Origin of the sequence: Amycolatopsis sp. NPDC049688, from assembly GCF_040674975.1 — a bacterium.
Lineage (GTDB): Bacteria > Actinomycetota > Actinomycetes > Mycobacteriales > Pseudonocardiaceae > Amycolatopsis.
Genome location: NZ_JBFANY010000001.1, coordinates 292,954 through 311,003, shown reverse-complemented (window position 1 = coordinate 311,003; position 18,050 = coordinate 292,954). Strand labels below are relative to the sequence as shown.

The 18,050-nt window shown below is 70.3% G+C and carries 16 protein-coding genes; 9 read left to right on the top strand and 7 right to left on the bottom strand.

Annotated elements, in window-relative coordinates; genetic code table 11:
• Positions 1 to 31: 31 nt before the first annotated feature.
• Together AB0J55_RS01325 and AB0J55_RS01320 are read right to left on the bottom strand one after the other, a co-directional pair.
• The gene (locus AB0J55_RS01325) at positions 32 to 427 is read right to left on the bottom strand and encodes a hypothetical protein (protein WP_364241072.1); all 396 of its coding nucleotides are present in this window, start codon (positions 425 to 427) and stop codon (positions 32 to 34) included.
• A 31-nt stretch (positions 428 to 458) separates the two neighbouring features.
• Positions 459 to 6,680, bottom strand: coding sequence for a PA14 domain-containing protein (locus AB0J55_RS01320; protein WP_364241070.1), 6,222 nt, complete (start codon positions 6,678 to 6,680; stop codon positions 459 to 461).
• Between the two features lie 396 nt (positions 6,681 to 7,076).
• Between AB0J55_RS01320 and AB0J55_RS01315 the strand changes: the two genes are divergently transcribed.
• Entirely contained in the window at positions 7,077 to 8,735 is a 1,659-nt protein-coding gene (locus tag AB0J55_RS01315) for a DUF2079 domain-containing protein (RefSeq protein ID WP_364241067.1), read from the top strand.
• Positions 8,736 to 9,004: 269 nt separating this feature from the next.
• Here the strand turns inward: AB0J55_RS01315 and AB0J55_RS01310 are convergent, their stop codons facing one another.
• On the bottom strand, positions 9,005 to 9,427 hold the full coding sequence (locus tag AB0J55_RS01310; protein ID WP_364241065.1) for a DUF6292 family protein: 423 nt from the start codon (positions 9,425 to 9,427) through the stop codon (positions 9,005 to 9,007).
• Positions 9,428 to 9,617: 190 nt separating this feature from the next.
• Between AB0J55_RS01310 and AB0J55_RS01305 the strand changes: the two genes are divergently transcribed.
• The 5 genes from AB0J55_RS01305 (at position 9,618) to AB0J55_RS01285 (ending at position 13,021) form a co-directional block, all read left to right on the top strand.
• On the top strand, positions 9,618 to 10,769 hold the full coding sequence (locus AB0J55_RS01305; protein WP_364241062.1) for a N(5)-(carboxyethyl)ornithine synthase: 1,152 nt from the start codon (positions 9,618 to 9,620) through the stop codon (positions 10,767 to 10,769).
• 169 nt (positions 10,770 to 10,938) lie between these two features.
• Positions 10,939 to 11,388: a DUF5994 family protein gene (locus tag AB0J55_RS01300; RefSeq protein ID WP_364241059.1), complete on the top strand. Its 450-nt coding sequence runs from the start codon at positions 10,939 to 10,941 to the stop codon at positions 11,386 to 11,388.
• Between the two features lie 226 nt (positions 11,389 to 11,614).
• Positions 11,615 to 11,812 (top strand): RGCVC family protein, encoded by a 198-nt coding sequence (locus AB0J55_RS01295; protein WP_364241056.1) that lies wholly within the window; start codon positions 11,615 to 11,617, stop codon positions 11,810 to 11,812.
• Positions 11,809 to 11,967 (top strand): DUF6307 family protein, encoded by a 159-nt coding sequence (locus AB0J55_RS01290; RefSeq protein WP_364241053.1) that lies wholly within the window; start codon positions 11,809 to 11,811, stop codon positions 11,965 to 11,967. The genes AB0J55_RS01295 and AB0J55_RS01290 overlap by 4 nt, the downstream gene beginning before the upstream one ends.
• Positions 11,968 to 12,178: 211 nt before the next feature.
• Positions 12,179 to 13,021, top strand: a complete 843-nt coding sequence (locus AB0J55_RS01285; RefSeq protein ID WP_364241050.1) for a SigB/SigF/SigG family RNA polymerase sigma factor — start codon at positions 12,179 to 12,181, stop codon at positions 13,019 to 13,021.
• Positions 13,022 to 13,024: 3 nt separating this feature from the next.
• Here AB0J55_RS01285 and AB0J55_RS01280 read toward each other — a convergent pair whose 3' ends face one another.
• From AB0J55_RS01280 to AB0J55_RS01270, 3 genes are all read right to left on the bottom strand, one after another.
• Positions 13,025 to 13,420 (bottom strand): ATP-binding protein, encoded by a 396-nt coding sequence (locus AB0J55_RS01280; RefSeq protein WP_364241047.1) that lies wholly within the window; start codon positions 13,418 to 13,420, stop codon positions 13,025 to 13,027.
• 156 nt (positions 13,421 to 13,576) lie between these two features.
• The gene (locus tag AB0J55_RS01275; protein ID WP_364241044.1) at positions 13,577 to 14,869 is read right to left on the bottom strand and encodes an ArsB/NhaD family transporter; all 1,293 of its coding nucleotides are present in this window, start codon (positions 14,867 to 14,869) and stop codon (positions 13,577 to 13,579) included.
• Positions 14,870 to 14,888: 19 nt separating this feature from the next.
• Positions 14,889 to 15,335: a CBS domain-containing protein gene (locus tag AB0J55_RS01270; protein ID WP_364241041.1), complete on the bottom strand. Its 447-nt coding sequence runs from the start codon at positions 15,333 to 15,335 to the stop codon at positions 14,889 to 14,891.
• Positions 15,336 to 15,590: 255 nt separating this feature from the next.
• On the opposite strand from AB0J55_RS01270, the gene AB0J55_RS01265 reads away from it, so the two are divergent.
• The 3 genes from AB0J55_RS01265 (at position 15,591) to AB0J55_RS01255 (ending at position 17,284) form a co-directional block, all read left to right on the top strand.
• Positions 15,591 to 15,806, top strand: coding sequence for a hypothetical protein (locus AB0J55_RS01265; RefSeq protein ID WP_364241038.1), 216 nt, complete (start codon positions 15,591 to 15,593; stop codon positions 15,804 to 15,806).
• A 258-nt stretch (positions 15,807 to 16,064) separates the two neighbouring features.
• Positions 16,065 to 16,805, top strand: a complete 741-nt coding sequence (locus AB0J55_RS01260; protein WP_364241035.1) for a GAF and ANTAR domain-containing protein — start codon at positions 16,065 to 16,067, stop codon at positions 16,803 to 16,805.
• Positions 16,806 to 17,023: 218 nt separating this feature from the next.
• Positions 17,024 to 17,284 carry a hypothetical protein gene (locus AB0J55_RS01255; RefSeq protein WP_364241033.1) on the top strand — a complete coding sequence of 87 codons (261 nt, stop codon included), beginning with the start codon at positions 17,024 to 17,026 and terminating at the stop codon, positions 17,282 to 17,284.
• A 4-nt stretch (positions 17,285 to 17,288) separates the two neighbouring features.
• Here the strand turns inward: AB0J55_RS01255 and AB0J55_RS01250 are convergent, their stop codons facing one another.
• Positions 17,289 to 18,014, bottom strand: coding sequence for a GAF and ANTAR domain-containing protein (locus AB0J55_RS01250; RefSeq protein WP_364241031.1), 726 nt, complete (start codon positions 18,012 to 18,014; stop codon positions 17,289 to 17,291).
• Positions 18,015 to 18,050 lie beyond the last annotated feature (36 nt).

Below are 18,050 nucleotides of genomic sequence, written 5' to 3'. Positions count from 1 at the left end.
CGGCCGGCGGGTCACCCGGGTGGCTCTCCGATCAGGTCACCGTGGCCTTCAGTTCCACCGCGTAGAACTCGACTTCGAAGGTCGTCGTGGACACGGTGAAGCCCGATCGCCCCGTTTCGGCGTCGGTCCAGTGGCCGATGCCGAAGAGGAGGGCGTGCCCGTAGCCCGGGTCGACGCCGGTGGGCAGGTAGGGCTCGATGCGGAGCACCTCGACCTCGCCGAACTCCAGCGAGATGACCCGCCGGCCGCCCGGTCGCTCGGATTCGAAGTCGAACGCGATCGTCATGTGCCGCTCGCCGGGGACGAACCGGATGGAGCCGACGTGCGCTTCGTTGCGCAGGTCGATGTCACCGATCCCGGCCACGGTGAAGTCGATCTGCCCGGAGACTTGTCCGAAAGGCTCGATCCCGGCGAACCTCACCGTCATCCGTGCTGTCCTTCCGACGTCGTGGCGGTCGTCAACGCAGGTGCCGGTAGACCCGGGCGAGGTCGCGCCACCCCATGCCCGAAACCGGCCCGTTGTTCCCCCGCCCGCCCCGCGCGCGGTGATTGCGCCCCTGCGTGAACTTGTGCGGCGTGGGAATCCACTTCTTCACCGTTTTCTCGTAGTGTGCCTTACCCGCCAGGTCGTACTTCGTCCACCCGCGGGAGTGCGCGATCTCCACCCGGTGCTTGGTGCCGTTCATGGTCTTGGCCATCCACTTCCCGACCCGCGCCTTCGCCGCATAGTTGATCTTGGGCGCGACCTTGGCGACGAATTTCGCCGCCTTGTACGCGCCCACGGCCAGTGCCCCGACGCCGACCGTGATCGCGCCCAGGCCGTACATCACGGCCGCGCCCCAGTTGCCCTGGATGGCGTTGCCGACCGCGGCGACGCCGCTGGCGACGGCGCCGATCGGCCCCGGGAGGTTGGAGACGACCTCGGCCACCTTCGTGACCACCGAGACGATCGAGCTGAACCACGAGGTGCCGTCGAGGTCGGTGGCGTTGATCGGGTCGCCGGCCACGTAGTCGTAGTCGTTCGCCGAGCCGCCTTCGACCGGGTCGACCGAGAGGAACCGGCCGAGCAGCGGGCTGTACGGCCGGGCCCCCATCTGAACCAGGGAGAGTCCCCCGGTGTGCTCGTAGGCCCGCTGGTGCTCGCCGAGCCAGCCGTAGTCCATCGAGCCGGGCGAGTTGTCCGGCACGTTCTGCGGGTCGACCGCACCCGACGCGGCCAGCGGCTGACCGTACGGGTCGAAGGTGCGCAGCTCGCCGGCATGATGCCCGGCCGCGTCGGTGGACAGCACCAGGTCGCCGCGCACCGACGGGTGGTCGAACGACGGGGTGAACGCCCCGTCGGAACCCACCTTCGACGTGTACAGCACCCCGCCCGGGAGCGTCAGCGTGAGCGTGGTGAGCCGGCCGTCCGCGTTCAGCGTGAGGTCGGCGCTGTCCCCGTCACCGGTGTAGCCGTAGCGCACGACGGTGTTGTTGTCGCAGTTGCGCGGGTCGCGCCGGACGATGCGGTTGGTCGCGTCCCGTGTGTAGGCGATGTCCGCCGGGCCGGCCCCGGTGGTCCTGGCGCCGATGTTGCGGTCTGACCCGTCCCACGCCAGCGTCGTCGTGCTGCCGTCGGCCGCGGTCCAGCCCGTGGTGTTGCCGTCGGCGTCGTAGGTGAACCCGGACAGGGCCGTGGCGCCCTCGGTGGACAGCAACCGGTCCGCCGCGTCGTAGCAGTAGCGGGTTTCGGCGGTTCCGGCGGCGGTTTCGTCGAGCAGCCGCATCCGGTTGGTGTTCAGCCCGGCGTTCGCCTGGGTGCCCGCCGGGCAGGTCGCCGACGCCGTCGAGGTGAAGTCGTAGGTGTAGTGGTGCCCGGCCACGTACGCCTCGGTCAGCCTGCCGGCCCCGTCGTAGACGTAGTTCGGCGCGTTCGGGCGGGCGTCCGTGCCGGCGAGGGACTCGTCGACGATCGTGCCCGCGGCCGTGCGGCCGACCTTCGAAACGATGTCCTTGCCGTCGCTGGTCTTCCACCCCAGCGACAGGAGCCGGGCCCCGTTGTCCTTGGTGATCGACCCGAGCGACGTTCCGTTGCCGTAGGTGACCGAGGCGAGTTCGCCCGCGTTGTCGTAGCCGACGGACGCGAGGACCTGACCGTTCAGCTTCTGCGTGAGCACCCGCCCGGCGTCGTCGTAGCCGAACGACACCGTGCGCGGCGGGTCCGCCGGATCGGGCGGCGTCACCGTCGAGGACGCCACCCGGCCGACCTGGTCGTAGCTCGTGCTGGTGCGCACGCCGTTGACGTCGGTGTAGGCCACGACCCGGCCGAGCAGGTCACTGACCGTGGTGACGGTGCCCTTGTCGTCGCTGACCGACGCCGTGAGCGGGTCGCCGCCGACGGCGTAGTCGTGCGTCACCGTCCGCGCCGGCGCGTCCTTGCTCGCCGGCACCTTCTCCTGCACCGGCCGGTCACGGCTGTCGTAGGTGGTGCACGTCCAGTCGCCGCCGGTCGCCTCGGCGACCACCCGCCCGGACGGGTCGTAGACCTGCTCGTCGACTCGCGCCGGGCCCGCCGCGGGCGCCGTCGAAGTGGTCAGCTTGGGCATGCCGCCCTGGTTGACCGCGGCACTGCCGGGATCGCACGGGTTGCTGCGGCTTTCGGAATCGCCGTAGTAGGCGTAGGTGGTGCGCGCGCCGGTCGCCATGGTCTTGCCGGTCCGGCGCAGGTAGCCCGTCCCGGGCGGCTCGTACGAGACCGAACCGGCGACCTTGAGCCCGTTCGGGTTCGCCAGGCCGGAGGTCGCCAGGCCGTAGGCGGGGTCGAGGCCGTTCTCCCCGAACTTGGTCGTGCCGGTCTTGTCCGCGACACCGTCGGATTCCGACGCCGTCGTCGACGTCTTCAGCCCGTAGCGCGGCCGCAGCTGCGTACCGGGCACCGGCTGCTGGGTGCCCGTCGGCGTGGTCCAGTGCAGTTCCAGCTGGGCGGTCAGGTCGAACTCGTAGTAGTCGACGCGGATCCGCTTGGCCTGCCCGGCCGCGTCGGCGTGCACGACACCTTGGCGCCACTTCGCCGTGGTGTTGACCCAGTCGTCGATCACCAGCTGGTCGTCGACCCAGACCCGCACGCCGTCGTCGGCCAGCAGCCGGAGGGTGTAGTCGCCGGCGGCCGGGAAGGCGATGTCTCCGGTGGCTCGCAGCGAGAAGTGATCTGCGGGCAGGTCGGCGGCGGGTGTTTCGCTGTTCCAGTTCTTCACGAACGAGCCGTCGGCCGTGCCGAGCCCGGTGGTGTAGGCCTTCGGCGCGCCGGACAGCTTGTCGTTGTCGTACCACGACACGGCGAGGCCGTTGATGCCCTCGTCGTAGGCGTTGTGGCCGTGGGCCATGCCGCCGGAGCACGTCCCGCTCGGCAGCTGGCCGGTGAAGCAGGACGCGGGTGCCGGGCCGTAGGAGTCGATCGGGCGGTCGGCGTAGTCGTACACCGTGGTGGCCTTGCGGCCCGCCGGGTCCGTGGTGGACAACGGCAGGTCCTTGGGTCCCCACTCCTGCGTCGAGACCCGGCCCGCGCTGTCCGTGGTGGTCAGCGCGCGGTCGGCGTCGTCGTAGGTGACCTTCCCGGAGAACCCGGCGGCCGGCGACAGCCCCGCGGTGTCGACGTAGGTCGTGCGGTTGGCCGGGTCGTAGCGGTAGCCGGTGGCTTCGCGGGGCTTGCCGATAGCGGGGACGGCCAAGCTGACGCCGGCCACCTTCGGCTTGGTGCCGGTGTCGTAGGTGACGACCGTGGTGAGGTCGCCCTCGTTGGCCTTCCGGTTCGCCGGGTCCGCGGCGATCCAGTCGTTGGCCAGGCTGGAGCGCACGCCGCCGAGCAGGCCGTTCGAGCCGTAGCCGTAGTCGGTGATCTCCGAGCCCGGGTCTTCGATCCGGCCCAGCTGGCCGCCGACGTACCAGAGGCGGGTTTCGGTGGCGTCCCAGTAGCTGATGCGGCACAGCATCTGCGACGGCGGCAGGGCCTGCGCACCGGGCGGCGGGGTCACGCCGCCGTAGCAGTCGTCGCCGGCCCGGTTGTAGTGCAGCACGTGCGACCGGCCGGAGACCGGGTCCTTGATCTCGCGCAGCCGCGACGGCGTGCCGTCGTAGCTGTACTGCAGCGCGGCGGGTTTCCGCGAGTCGGTGCTGGCGGACTGGCTTTCGAGCTTGCCGTCGGCGCGGAAGACGAACACCTCCCCGCCGTCGGTCAGCGTGACCTTGCCGGCGGTGTCGAGCGCTAGGACGCCGTCTTCGTCGGCCGGTGGGGTGTAGCCACCGGCGCTCTTCTTGGTCCAGGTGTGCTTGGCGCCGGTCGCATCGGTCAGCACGATGTTCTGGTCGGTGACCTTGGCCTCGGTGTAGCTCGAGCCGTCACCGTCCAGATCCGCCGAGAGGGTCCAGCCCTGCGGCAGCACCGGCAGGTCGCTGGTGTAGAGCCAGTCGGCAGGGACGATCTGCGGGGCGACAGTCGTGTTGTCGGTGGTGCGGACGAACAGCCGCATCTTCGCCGCACCGGTCGCTTCGGCGTTCTCCACCTTGATCGGGACGCGCTGCCCCGCGGTCAGCGAGACGCCGGTCGCCTGGGTCCAGTTCAGGTCGCTGGCGGTGTTGACCTCGTAGACCTTGGCGCCGTTGATCCATACGGTGCCGCCGTCGTCGTGGACGCCGGCGAACTGGTAAGTGCCGGTCACCGGGGCCTGGAAGAAGCCTTCCCAGCGAGCGACGAACCAGTCGGCGGGCAGAGCGGGCGCGAACGGTGAGTCGGTGCCCCAGTCGACGTTGACCTGCGGCTCGGTCCGCACCAGCACCGGCTGCTGTGCGTCGTTGATGATCCCGTTGTGCGACAGGTCGGCGAAGTAGGACGCCTTCAAGCCCTTGTTCTCGACCTGCTGCGAGTTGTAGCTGAAATTCAGGCCCGCGCTGCCGCCGACGGTGGTGAACGTCGGGGCCTGCTCACCGGTGGAGACGTTGCCGTTGGCCAGGTTCACCGTCACCGGGCCGACGTCATCGGTCGGGGACGGACCGTGGTCGCCGATCCGCTGGTCGACCTTGAAGTGCCCGACCCAGGTCGGGGTGATCGTGGTCGCGCCGCTGTAGGTCATCGCCTGCCAGGTGTAGGCGACGCCGTCCTGCATGATTCCGGCCGGAACAGTCCACGTCGGCGTCGTCAGGCAGCCGGACTCGACGACGACCCCGGACTTGGCGTCGGCGCCGGTGGCGATGCGGAAGCAGTACTTGACGGCCTCGCCGTCGGGGTCGGTGACCGGGTTGACCGACAGCGTCGGCGTCAGCGACGTCGACACCGTGCCGTCGGCCGGGGCGACCAGCGTGGCCGCGGGCGCCGGAGAGCCGGTGTCGACGGTCAGGGTGGCGTTGAGGTTCTTGTAGGTCCAGGTGCCGGGGTTCTCGGCGCCGATCATCATGAAGAAGACCGTGCCGTCGCGGGCGTTGACGCGGTCGCGGATGAACCCGGTCATGCCTTCGCCGACGAAGCTGCCGACGTCGCCGACCAGCGCGCTGGTCATGTAGCCGCCGACACCGTTGAAGTTGAACGCCGACGCGTGGTACAGGTTCGCGTTCCACGTCTTCAGCGACCCGACGACGCTGGTGTTGCGGGTCAGGTCCATCCGTGCGCCGACCACGGTCTTGCCGAACAGCGGCGAGTAGTCCATGTGGAAGACGCTGCGGTTGTAGGTGTCGCCGTTGGCCTGGCTGTTGCCGATCCGCAGGCCACAGGCGTCGCAGTTGGTGCCGTCGGAGCGGTAGGAGTGCGACTCGGTGACGCCGTAGGTGAAGGTCGGGTCGACCGACACCGGGTAGACGCGCTTGGGGTCGCGCAGCCAGTTCGGGTCGACGGCGACGGTCAGCCACCAGTCCGCGCCGGCCTTCTCGAGCGCGTACTTGCCGCCGGTCATCGCCGGAGCGGTCTCGCCGTTGCCCGCGGAGTCCCAGGTCTCGATCGGCGGCAGCACGATCTTCGCCGCACCGCCCTGGTCGGCCAGGGTGACGGCGCCGTTCTTCTCCAGCTTCGGAGTCAGATCGCCGGTGGTGAGCTTGAACTTCCACGATGAGCGGCCGTCGGCCGGCGGGCGCTTGAGCTTGATCGTCTCCTTCACCGCGCCCGGCGTGACCTCGTAATCCAGGTCCGTACCCGCGGTGACCTCCGGGTAGGTGACCGAATCACCCTTCACCGCGGCTGTAACCGGGGCGGCCTGGTCGAGCGCCAGGCCCGCGGTGTGGCCGCCGGACTCGACCTGCAACACCGCGGCGTCGTTCGCCTTGGTGGCCAGCGACGGGCTCAGTGGGTGGTTGTCGGCGTCGGCACGCTTGGTCGCCGGGTCGGTGGCCAGCGTGGTCTGCACCGGCTGCCACTGGCCCTTCTCGTCTTGCACGTTCAGTGGCTGGTTCGACTGCTGCACCGAATGCGTGCCGTCGGCGTTGACGTACTCGGTGACGAACATCGACCGCGACACCGGCGTCGACCGCTGCGGATCGAAGTGCGTTCCGGCGCCATCGTCCAACCGGCTCTGAGCCCCGAAATCCGCCTTCGACGGCGCCTGCGGCACGACGGGCACCGGCGCAGCCGACGACAGCAACCCGACCTCACGCGGGTCGATCGGCTTCGACGCGGACGGCGGCGCCGCGACCGCTTCGGCGCTGCCGACAAGCAGGGTCATCGTCAGAGCGAGCACGACCGCTCGGACCCAGCGGACCAGCTGGACAGGACGCGACAAGCGCAGCACGGCCAGTTCCTCCCCCGGCGGCCCGGCATCGCCACGACCGCCCCCAATGGCCCGCGGAGCACGACTGCCGCCACGGGATGGTGCGAGCACTCCGTGCACGTTGTGCCGGTTTTGCCCAGGGTCGGGAAGTCCCATCCCTCGCCCGCACCCTGCATCGGCGGAACCTCACACGGCCGTTACACCGTCAGGTGAGAGGAAGCACACAGTTGCCAGACGATCACCGATCAAGTAAAAGCGCTGGTCACCACCCGTCTGCCGAGGTTGGCCCACCGGCTACGATCGCTTCCGGTCCGCGGTAGCCGGACCCACACCGCCCTCGGCAGGAGACCCATGCCCCAGCCCGCGCTCGACGCCCCGGACGTCACCGCACCGATCCCGCGCACGACTGCGCAGATCCGCCGCGACGGCGCGCCCCGGCTCGGCCTCGCGGCACTGCGGGCCTTCGCCGCCATTCCGGTCGCGTTGGCCCTCCTGACCGCGGTGCGGGCGCCGGAGATGCACGTGCTCCTCGACTACTGGCACGTCTTCGCGAAGATCACCGACGACAACGGCGGCCTCCTGCTCGGCCAGGTCTTCACCTACCACCTCGACCAGCCGTTCGTCGTGCCTTCCCTGCTGTTCTACGCCGACGCCGCGTGGTTCGGCGGCGACAACCGCGTCCTGACCGTCCTGACGATCGTCCTGCTCGCGGTCGCGGTGTTCGCCCTGCAGGCGATGCTGCCGCGGCACCTGCACCCGACGACACGGACGGCGCTGACCGCGGCGATGTCGTGGCTGCTGTTCAGCTCCCACGCCACCGAACTGTGGCTGCAGAGCACGAACGGCATCAGCTGGGTCCCCGCGGTCACGTTCTGCACGATCGCGATCGCCTGCGCCCACCACGGCCGCCCGGCCGTCGCGTACACGGCCGCCGTGCTGGGCTGCCTGAGCTTCGGCGCCGCATTGCCGATCTGGTTCGTCCTCGCCTTCATCGCCTGGCTGCGCAAGGAATCCCGCTTCCGGGTCGTGCTCCCCGCCGCAGCCGGACTGGTCATCCTCGCCGCATGGTGGCTCACCAAACCAGCCGGCACGCAGTCCGGCGCCACCGACGCCTTCGACCCGGACGGACGGCTGTCCGTCGTCGCCGCCGCGGTCGGCGGATTGTGGTCGGTGGACATCGCCGTCCTCGCTGTCGTCGCCGGAGGCTTCACCATCGGGATCCTCGCGCTGCTGCTGCGCCGGACGATCACTGACCGGCCGGCGACCGACGCCGGCTGGGCGGGCTTGGCTTGCTATGCCTTAGCTCTGGCCCTGATGCTCGCCCTCGGCCGGACCACGGCCAACGTCCCCGGCGGCAACGTCGGACTGATCAGCCGGTACGTCCTGGTCGCCGCCCTGACCACCGTCGCAGTGCTCGTCCTGACCACTATGCACCGTCCACATTGGCCGATGCGGTACCTCGTCACCGCGGTCGTCGCGTTGTCTCTCATCACCCACTCCATCGGCGGAGGCAAGGCTGACGAAGTGCGCCGCAGTTACGCCCCGCTCAGCCTGTCCTCGATCGCCCTGCGTGTCGACGCGCCCGCAGCGCTCGAGGGCCTGCACATCCAGGGTGCCGCCGCGCCCGCGGCACGCGCGTTGGGCTCCTACCCGTTCAACGATGACTTCACGCTTGGCTGCCACGGCCCCGAACTCGGCAGCCACCTCGACCTCACCACCGCGCAACCGATGTCAGCCAACGCAGCCGGAGCACTCGACGCTCCCGCCACCGATGCCAGCGGCATCATCACCGGCTGGGTCGTTGTCAACGGCACCCGCCCGGACTGCATCCTCATCACCGATCAGACCGGCATGGTCACCGGCGGCGGCATCACCGGGTTGCCGCTCTCTGCCGGACATACCACGCCGGCCCCAGCCGGAGCGACAGCGTGGCAGGCAACTGCCGGCCCGACGAACGGCCCGCTCACGATCCTCGCTGTCCAGGGTAACCACCTCTACCGCATCAGCTGAATCCTCGTCTGCCGAGCCAGCTGCACATTGTTGTTGCACAGTGCCTCTATCACGCGGAGAGCCCTGATCGGGCGAAGCCTTCCAAGCCCGCCATCATGCGACCGCGGCTGCTACCTCGATCCAGCGTGATCCCACCTCGAAGACCCCCGAGGCCAACACCGTCATCGACGAAAACCGTGGGCTTACTCGCGCAGTGGATGACAGTCGGCCTCCGCCCTTGCCGGCTGGTGATGGACAGACCGGCACTGCGGGTGAGGCCGGTGTTCCAGTCACCCCGGATGACGGCGGTAAGGCATCAGCCGTTCGGCCAGCGACTTGCGGGTCAGGGCGGCAGCGGGGTCAGGACGCTCCTGCCCGGTGTGGTGACCAGCGGCGGCGTCGGCGACGAAGCGCGCGACCGCGCCCGGCGGCGGCACGAGATCACCGCCGCCGTAGCGCGCGATGAGAACCGGGGCGTCGGCGGGATCGGTTTCCACCGCGAGGGCCCACCCACGCCGCTCGCTCCACACCAGCATGACGTCGTGGTCGGGCCGGTCCAGCCACCGCCGGGGCAGCCCGAGGTAGGCGGTGGCCGTGTCACTGATCTCCACCGTCATGCTCTCGGCCGGGACACCCAGCGCCGCCGCCACCGCCCCCACGTACTCGCCCAGGCCGCGCTCGAGGGTTCGGGTGTCGGGTTCGGAGTGCTCCATGCCCGCCACGCTAGAGGCCATCCGTCCGGCGCGCCGGACGGCCGCCGGCAGGTCGCCGGAAGAGCGATGGGGAGGACAGCGAGCCTCGGCCGGGCGCGCCCGCAGGAACCCCAGCCGACGGCCGGAACCCCGCAGACCGAGCACCGTGCTCGCCGTGTGCTTAGACTGTGGTCTAGCAAAAGGGGCCCCCGTGCACCAGCTCACCCTCGGCGTCATCGCGCATTCGCGGAAAGCAGACGAACGCCGGTTGCCGATCCACCCCCGCCACGTCGAACGCATCGACGCCGGCCTCCGTGATCGCATCCACCTCGAACACGGCTACGGCGAAGCCTTCGGCGTCCCCGACGCACAGCTGGCAGGCGCCGTCGCCGGGATGCGCACCCGTGAACAGCTCATCGCCCAGTGCGACATCATCCTGCTGGCCAAGCCGCTGCCGCAGGACGTCGCCGAACTGCGGCCGGGCCAGGTGCTGTGGGGCTGGCCGCACTGCGTCCAGGACCGCGAACTCACCCAGGCGGCCATCGACAACCGGTTGACGCTGATCGCCTTCGAAGCGATGAACCACTGGAACCACGACGGCTCGTTCGGCCTGCACGTCTTCCACAAGAACAACGAACTGGCCGGCTACTCCTCGGTGCTGCACGCCCTCCAGGTGATCGGCTCGACCGGCGACTACGGCCGCCGGCTGCGGGCGGCGGTGATCGGCTTCGGGGCAACCGCCCGGGGTGCGGTGACCGCGCTCAACGCGCACGGCGTGCACGACGTGCACGTGCTCACCGGCCGCGACACCGCAGCGGTCGCCTCGCCGATCCACTCCGCGACGATGGTGCAGTTCGAGCACGACGTGAACAACCCCGGCGACCCCCGCCGCAGCCACGCCCTGACCGACCGCGGCCGGGTACCGCTGGCGGGGTTCCTCGCCGAGCACGACATCGTCGTCAACTGCGTCCTGCAGGACACCGCCGCGCCGTTGACCTTCCTCCTCGAAGCCGACCTCGCCGCGTTCGCGCCCGGCAGCCTCATCGTCGACGTCTCCTGCGACGAAGGCATGGGCTTCAGCTGGGCGCGGACCACCACGTTCGCCGACCCGGCGTTCGTGGTCGGCGACGGCATCACCTACTACGCCGTCGACCACAGCCCGTCCTACCTGTGGAACTCGGCCACGTGGGAGAACAGCGAGGCGCTGCTCCCGTTCCTGGAGACGGTCCTCGGCGGACCGTCCGCCTGGGACGGTGACGAAACCGTCCGCCGCGCCATCGAAATCCGCGACGGCATCGTCCGGAATCCCGCCGTCCTGGCCTTCCAGCACCGCGCGGCGGCCTACCCGCACCCCGTGGAGTAGGGACCCGGTCGAATCGACCCCCGACCGTGTCGCACCCTTCACACACCCAGCGCAGTCGTCGTGTACGCTGGGTGTCGACCGAGAGCATTTCGTGCACAGGTGATCGAGCTTGCGCCGTCCTCGGCCCCAGTCCGGCCGGCAATCAGCGGCCGGAGACGGGAGCACCGACATGCCGTCGGGCCCGAACACCACTCTCTCCACCCCAGCGGCCACCGAACCACGTCTGCGGCTGAAGCCGGCGGCACCCGCCACCGGATACGTCGACGGAGCGTGGTGGCCCTCGACCCGCGATCTGGCCGCCGAACTGCCCGCACTGCTCGCGGCGCTGGCCGCTCGGCTGGGACGCATCGACCGGGTCACCTACCACCTCGGCGACTGGCCGAACGCACCTCGGCGCGTCACCTTCGACGACAACGCCGTCCGGCTCGAAGGATTCCGGTCGCAGCCCTCCGGCAGCTTGACGGCGATCGGCTGGAACCGGCAGCGAACGACCCTGCTGGTCGTCCCCCCGGAAACCGGCCCCGACGCCGCACAGCACGCTCTCACGACCGCCGCGGACCCGGACAACACCGACGACAGCACGAAATTGCTCGCCGCCGCCGGGCAGCCGCAGTCCTGAACCACGCCGCCCACCGGCGGCACACGAAAGGATCCCCGATCAGTACTTCCACAGTGGACAGTTCGCTGTTCAGCCACCCCACCGCCGAGCAGCCCCGGCCCGGAGCACTCACCGCCTCCCGGGAACACCGGTACGGGGCCCTGTTCCTCCAGCCGGTGTACACCCCGGCACCGTCCACCGGTGGGCCGGCACCCGGCCCGCAACGGCGCCCCGCCTCGGGGAGCACGTGGGCACAGGACCCGTCCGGACGCCGGGCCCACCGGTGACGCCAGGCGATGTAGCTGTTTGCGCGGCCTGCCGGCACGCCCAGCACACGCACGATCCGATCGCACGCCGGTTCTGCACGGCCACCGTGGCGGGTGGGTTCAACCGCGGATGCGTCTGCATCGGCGGGCACGACGAACCTGAGAAGGAAACACCATGACCACGGAAGCCACCTTCGCGTCCCGGTACGACCAGCGCGTCAGGCTGGTGCGAGATGTCCTGAAAGAGAACACGGAACTGTCGGACACCGCCGCTCAGGCCCTCGCTGTGCAGCTACTGCACACCATGGACACGATTCCCGAACGAATGCGGTGAACCACCGATGCGCCCGGCCCGGTCGGTGCCGGGCGCTCCCATGAGCTGCCGTCCCTGGTTCAGTTACGGCACAAGGGAATTCCGGCTTTCGTTGTAGCGAATACGTCGAACGCCGACGGGCGCACCGAGTGCGCCGAGTGATCGCGCCGCGCGATGGTTGTTTGCCCTGTCGTCCTGTGTGGGTACCTCCGCCGCAACGACAGGAGCACCGATGCCCGCCTGCACCACCATCAGCGGCCTGCCCACGACGGACGTGCGGATCCCTGCCCCCCGGGTTGTCCCGAGCCGGCAACCCCGCAAGAACGACGGCTACTCCCACTGCCGCCCCCTGCTCGACCGGCTGGCCGCGCTCGCTCCCGATCACCCCGATCGGGCGCGGCTGCGCGAAGCACTGATCGTGGAGTTCCTGCCCGTGGCCGAACACATCGCCGCGCGCTTCACCGGGCGGGGCCAGCCGCGCGACGACCTGGTCCAGGTCGCGCGGATCGGGTTGCTGAAGGCGGTCGACCGGTTCGAGCCCCGCCACGGGGCGGAGTTCCTGTCCTTCGCCGTCCCGACGATCATGGGCGAAGTCCGCCGACTCTTCCGCGACACCGGCTGGGCGCTGCACGTCCCGCGCGGGCTGCAGGAGCTGCGCGGCCGGCTCAACCAGGGCACCACCCGGCTTTCCCAGCGCCTCGGCCGGGCTCCCACGCCCAGCGAGCTCGCCGGGCACCTCGGCATCGACGTCGAGACCGTCCGCGAAGGACTGCTCGCCGCGAACTGCTACGAGACGTCGTCGCTGGATCGGTCGGCCGATACCGACGGCTCCTTCACGCCGGCTGACTCGATGGGAGAACTCGACGCACGCTTCGAGCACGTCGAAGACCACCAGACGGTCGTTCCGCTGCTGCGGCGCCTGCCGGAGCGGGACCGGGCGATCATCACCATGCGGTTCTTCGACGGCTTGAGCCAGTCACAGATCGCCACCCGGATCGGGGTGTCCCAGATGCAGGTTTCCCGGTTGCTCACCAGGATCCTGCGCGACCTGCGCGCGGAGGCCCGGGCCGCATGAAGGTCATGGCCCGGCCAGATCGGCCCACACCGTCTTGAGGGTGCCGGTGCGGGTGACACCCCATCGCGGGCTGATGGCGTCGACCAGCAGCAACCCCCGCCCCCGCATCCCCTTGGGCGCCTCCCCGTCGAAGTGGAGTTCCAGCTCGGGGCGGGCATCGTCGATCTCCAGCCGGCCCGCTGAGCCGGGACCCCGGCAGCAGACGCGCAGGGTCCGGGCGCCGTGCGCGTGGTCGAAGGCGTTGGTGACCAGCTCGGTGGCCATCAGCAAGGCGTCTTCGACGTCATCGGAGGTCTCGCCGTCGAGCACCGCGCGCAGCCACGTGCGCATGGCCGCCAGATCGGGTTCCCCGCCCGGAGCAAAGGAATATTCGTGCCTGGTGCGTCGTGAGTGGCTCATGGGGGCCTTTCGGACGGTGCGGAGCCGACCGTCGCCGAACCCTTGAACTTTTCGGATACCCCGGCAGCCGGAAAGTACGCACCGAGCCGCGGCCGGGTCTCGGCACACCCTGCTACCTCGCACCGCCCGGCGGCGAGGTGCACCCTCTCGATCGGCTCATGCGAAAACGAAGTACCGCAGCCACAAATACGGCGCGGCGACGAGCACCGTGATCCCGGTGACGATGGCGCCCTTCTTGGTGAATTCCCAGAAGGTGATGGGCGCCCCGGAGCGGGCGGCGATGCCGAGCATGACGACGTTGGCGCTGGCGCCGACCGCGGTCATGTTGCCGCCGAAGTCGGCGCCGATCGCCAGTGACCACCACAGCGCTTCGGAGTGCGATGGGTCCGGGATGTCGTTGGTGAGTGCCAGCACCAGCGGGCTCATCGTGGCCACGTACGGGATGTTGTCGATGACGCCGGACAACAGCGCCGAGACACCGAGGATCAGCATGACCGCGAGCAGGGCGTTGCCGCCGGTGGCGTCGGCGGCCAGCCGGGCGAGCGTGCCGATCACGCCGGTCTTCACCAGGGCGCCGATCATGATGAACAGCCCGGCGAAGAACAGCAGGGTTTCCCACTCGACACCGGCGAGGTACTGCTTCGGCTCTGTTCCGGACAGCAGCACCAGCACGCCGGCGCCCAGCAGCGCGACGACCGACGGCTCGATGTGGATCACCGAGTGCAGCACGAACCCGGCGAACACCGCCGCCAGCACGACTCCGCACTTGATCAGCAGCTGGGGCTTCCGGATCGCTTCCCGCTCGTTGAGCGCCATCACGTCGGCGACCCGCGCGGGGTCGACGATGAAGGAACCGCGGAACAACCGGGGCAGCACGAGCGTGAACACGACCAGCTCGATCGCCACGATCGGCGTCAGGTTGATCAGGAAGTCGTTGAACGTCAGCCCGGCGCGGCTGCCGATGATGATGTTCGGCGGGTCGCCGATCAAGGTCGCCGTGCCGCCGATGTTGGAGGCGAACACCTCGGCGATCAGGAACGGCGCCGGCTTGATGTCGAGGCGGTCGCAGACCAGCAGCGTCACCGGCGCGATCAGCAGCACGGTCGTGACGTTGTCCAGGAACGCCGACGCCACGGCCGTGATCAGCGACAGCAGGATCATCACCCGCAGCGGAGATCCCTTGGCGCGCTTGGCCGCCCAGATCGCCACGTACTCGAAAACACCGGTCCGCCGCAGGATCCCGACGATGATCATCATGCCCAGCAGCAGGAAGACGACGTTCCAGTCGATCCCCGTGTCTTCGGAGAAGAACGCGTCGTCCGCGCCACTGATCCCGAGCGCGAGGACCACCCCGGCGCCGGCCAGCGCGGCGACCATCTTCGGGATCTTCTCGGTCGCGATGAAGAGATAGGCGATCACGAACACCGTGACCGCGATCGCGGTGCTCATGCCACGGCCCCCGCGAGGGTCAGTGCGGCGTCAGCGCCAGCTCCAGCAGCCGCGACGCGGAAATCACGCCCATCAGGGTCCTGTCCTCCATGACCGCGACCAGCGGGCACCGGAGCCGGGCCATCATCGCGGCGACCTCGATGATCGTGTCGTCGCCGTTCACCCGCGGCAGCTCCGTGGCCTCCTCCGGCAGCAACGACCGCACGGTCTTGCCACCCAGCTTGTCCGCGACCCGGTCCGCCATGGACTCGTCGAGCACCCCGGCCAGCGACGGATCGTCGCGCACGTAGCCGGGCACCAGGAACCGCACCACCTGCGACGCCGGCAGCACCGACTGCGGGCAGCCGGTCTCGTCGGTGACCACCAGGCCGGGCAGCCGCCGCTCGGCGAGCAGCCGCGCGGCGGCCAACGCGTCGGAGTCCAGCTCCACGACCGGGTACTCCTCGGCCATCTGGGCGGCGTGCATCGTCCCAGCGTACGACGTCCCAGGCGGGGGCGCCGGGGTTCATGGGCTCTCCTGACGGGTTCCTGACGGGACGTGGGCGGCCGGGGTACCGCACGACGCACGCGTCGGCGCCGGGGTGCGGCAACCGGTCCGGGGCGACAGGGCACCGGTCGCCGAGATGAGCGCCATCGGACTCCTCCGGTTCGGTCCTCCCGCCCGCCGCCCGGGGCGGGCGCGGGCCGGCCGACCAGACTTCCCGGCACTCCTCGCGTAAAGATGCCGCAAATACGGCCCCGCGGCAAACCGGACCAGGCCAAGCTGGCGGTGGCCGAGTGCAGGGAGGCGCGATCGTGGGCCGCAGCCCGGGCCGTCGAGGCCGAACGCCTGACCAAGCGGAACTTCCCCTGGTCCGCCCCCGCCCTCTACACCAGCCTCGTCGGTGTCACCGGCATCGCCACCACCGCGGCCTGGTGGCGCCACGCCGACCATTGAGGATTCCGCACATCCCCGGCCTGCCCGATGCGCGAACTCGCCCCCACTGTGCGTGCCGGTGCTGCCGTGCGCAGTGGGGTGTAGGTCGTCTCCATCGGGAACGGGCCTTCGGCGGCATCGACGGCCACGCTTGAGTCGCCGACGGCCCGGCTTATCATCGAGGCAACGTGCTCACCCGGCGTCCAGCAGCGCGGCGCGGCCAGGGGCCGTCCCCAAGCCGACGGTTTCACGGCGGCAGGGCTCGACGGGAGGGAACCCATGACCGAGGAACTGCTCAGCGAGCAGGAGGTCGTCCGGCGGGTGGACGACGTCACCGGCGCGCTGGAGCGGCTGTCCGCCGACCTGGAGCAGGGCGAGGAGCTCCCGGTGGTCCTGCAGCGGCTGTGCCGCCAGGTCGTCCGAGCGGTCCCGGACACCGACATGGCCAGCATCACGCTCCTGGATGACGGTAGCCCGTACACGGCCACGTCGACCGGAGAAGCTGCTCTCCGCATCGATCAGGCCCAATACGAGGCCGATGAGGGACCGTGCCTGGAGGCGGCGCGGACCGGCCGGATCCAGCGCGTGAAGGTCGGCGAAGCCGCTCGGCGCTGGCCGGCTTTCACCGCCGCGGCCGGTGACGACGCGGTGACCAGCTACCTGTCGGCACCCCTGTTCATCGAACGGCAGTACCACGGATCGCTCAACCTCTACGGCACCGACGGCGACGGCTTCGACTCGCTCGACGCGGCCTTGCTGGAGCTCTACACCACCGCGGCCGAAGCCGCGCTCCGCAGCGCCCGCAGCTCCCAGCACGCCTTGGCCACCGTGGAGGAGCTGCGCACGGCCTTGACGTCGCGAGCCGTCATCGACCAGGCCAAGGGCATCCTGATGGTCCTGTACCGCATCAGTGCCGACGAAGCTTTCGCGCGGCTGGTCAAGCAGTCGCAGGACACCAACGTGAAGCTGCGCGACGTCGCCGAGCGGTTCGTCGCCGACGCGGTGAGCTCTCCTCGCTGATCTCCCGGAACTTCGCACCGTACGGGTTCGAAGGTTGCCACCCGGCCTGCCGCGGGCTGACCGCCGACGAGGCGTTCACCTGGCTCAGGTGAGGTCTCGCAGCGCACCAACCGCAAGATCCGCGATCGTGCTCGCCGGCCCCGCGATCGTCGAATCCGGCTGGCGCGGACCCGGCAACGGGCTCGCTTTTCCCGCTGGATGCGAGGACCGTCGACACCATGACCTTCCCCGGACCCGGCTCCGAGCAGGAGCGGGAAGCCGCCGCCCGCCGCCTGCTGGCGCGGGTACGGCTGCTGGCCGAAGCCAGCGAAGCCGTGGGCATCCTGCAGGTCTGGCACGCATGCCGGCGCGACCAGGCGCGTGACGACCTCGACGTGACCGGCACCGCCGCGGGCCAGGAGGCCGAGGCCCGCCGGATCATCGCGGTGGTGGACGACGCCGCGGCGAACCGGGCCGACCCCGACGCCCGGTGGGACTGACCCCTCAGGCGTCGCCGAACGTCGTGTGCGGATCGAGTGTCCGGTCGGTCACCGCCTGGGCGACCTCCCGCAGGCTCAGACCGGAACGAGAGCTGTAAGCGGCCAGCCGCTCCCGCGCCGCGTCCGGTTCGATCCCGAGCGTGGCCGCCACCACGCCGACGGCCTGGCCGACGTGCACCCGGTCGTTCAGCGTGGCCAGCGTGCTCTCGGCCAGCCGGACCACCCGGCGCTGGTCACGTTCCTGGGTCAGGCCGAGCGTGGCCAGGTCGGCCAGCGCCTGCGCCTGCCGCGCCTGCCGGGTGGAGAGCTCCACGGGGTGGTCGTAAAACAGGTTCACACCCCCGACCGCGCGGTCGATGAGCGTCAGCGGAAAGGCGTACACCGCCTGATAACCGGCGGCCCGCGCCCGGCCGGTGAACTCCGGCCACCGCTGCTCGGCCGCCAGGTCGGCGCTGCCGACAACGCTGTTGCCGTCGATGCAGTCCAAGCACGGCCCCGGCCCGCCCTGGGCCTGCAGCAGTTCGAGGAACCGGGCCCGCTCGTCGGACGCCGAAAGCACGCTGACCCCGCCCCTCGGGTCCACCGTGAGCACCCCGGTCGCGGCGGAATCCAGCACCGCACCGCAGGCCCGCGTCACCGCGGCCAGAACGGTCAGCCCGTCGTGGCGGGCGGCCAGCAGCGCGGTGATCCCGGCGACGGCGTCGCTGAACGGATCCGTCGGAGTGCTCACGCCGCTCAGCATACGACCACTTCACCGGATAGACCC

Excerpts from the sequence above, each read along its gene's own strand:
- AB0J55_RS01325 (WP_364241072.1), bottom strand. The coding sequence starts at position 427 with ATGACGGTGAGGTTCGCCGGGATCGAGCCTTTCGGACAAGTCTCCGGG.
- AB0J55_RS01320 (WP_364241070.1), bottom strand. The coding sequence starts at position 6,680 with ATGACCCTGCTTGTCGGCAGCGCCGAAGCGGTCGCGGCGCCGCCGTCC.
- AB0J55_RS01315 (WP_364241067.1), top strand. The coding sequence starts at position 7,077 with ATGCCCCAGCCCGCGCTCGACGCCCCGGACGTCACCGCACCGATCCCG.
- AB0J55_RS01310 (WP_364241065.1), bottom strand. The coding sequence starts at position 9,427 with ATGGAGCACTCCGAACCCGACACCCGAACCCTCGAGCGCGGCCTGGGC.
- AB0J55_RS01300 (WP_364241059.1), top strand. The coding sequence starts at position 10,939 with ATGCCGTCGGGCCCGAACACCACTCTCTCCACCCCAGCGGCCACCGAA.
- AB0J55_RS01290 (WP_364241053.1), top strand. The coding sequence starts at position 11,809 with ATGACCACGGAAGCCACCTTCGCGTCCCGGTACGACCAGCGCGTCAGG.
- AB0J55_RS01285 (WP_364241050.1), top strand. The coding sequence starts at position 12,179 with ATGCCCGCCTGCACCACCATCAGCGGCCTGCCCACGACGGACGTGCGG.
- AB0J55_RS01280 (WP_364241047.1), bottom strand. The coding sequence starts at position 13,420 with ATGAGCCACTCACGACGCACCAGGCACGAATATTCCTTTGCTCCGGGC.
- AB0J55_RS01275 (WP_364241044.1), bottom strand. The coding sequence starts at position 14,869 with ATGAGCACCGCGATCGCGGTCACGGTGTTCGTGATCGCCTATCTCTTC.
- AB0J55_RS01270 (WP_364241041.1), bottom strand. The coding sequence starts at position 15,335 with ATGCACGCCGCCCAGATGGCCGAGGAGTACCCGGTCGTGGAGCTGGAC.
- AB0J55_RS01265 (WP_364241038.1), top strand. The coding sequence starts at position 15,591 with ATGCCGCAAATACGGCCCCGCGGCAAACCGGACCAGGCCAAGCTGGCG.
- AB0J55_RS01260 (WP_364241035.1), top strand. The coding sequence starts at position 16,065 with ATGACCGAGGAACTGCTCAGCGAGCAGGAGGTCGTCCGGCGGGTGGAC.
- AB0J55_RS01255 (WP_364241033.1), top strand. The coding sequence starts at position 17,024 with ATGACCTTCCCCGGACCCGGCTCCGAGCAGGAGCGGGAAGCCGCCGCC.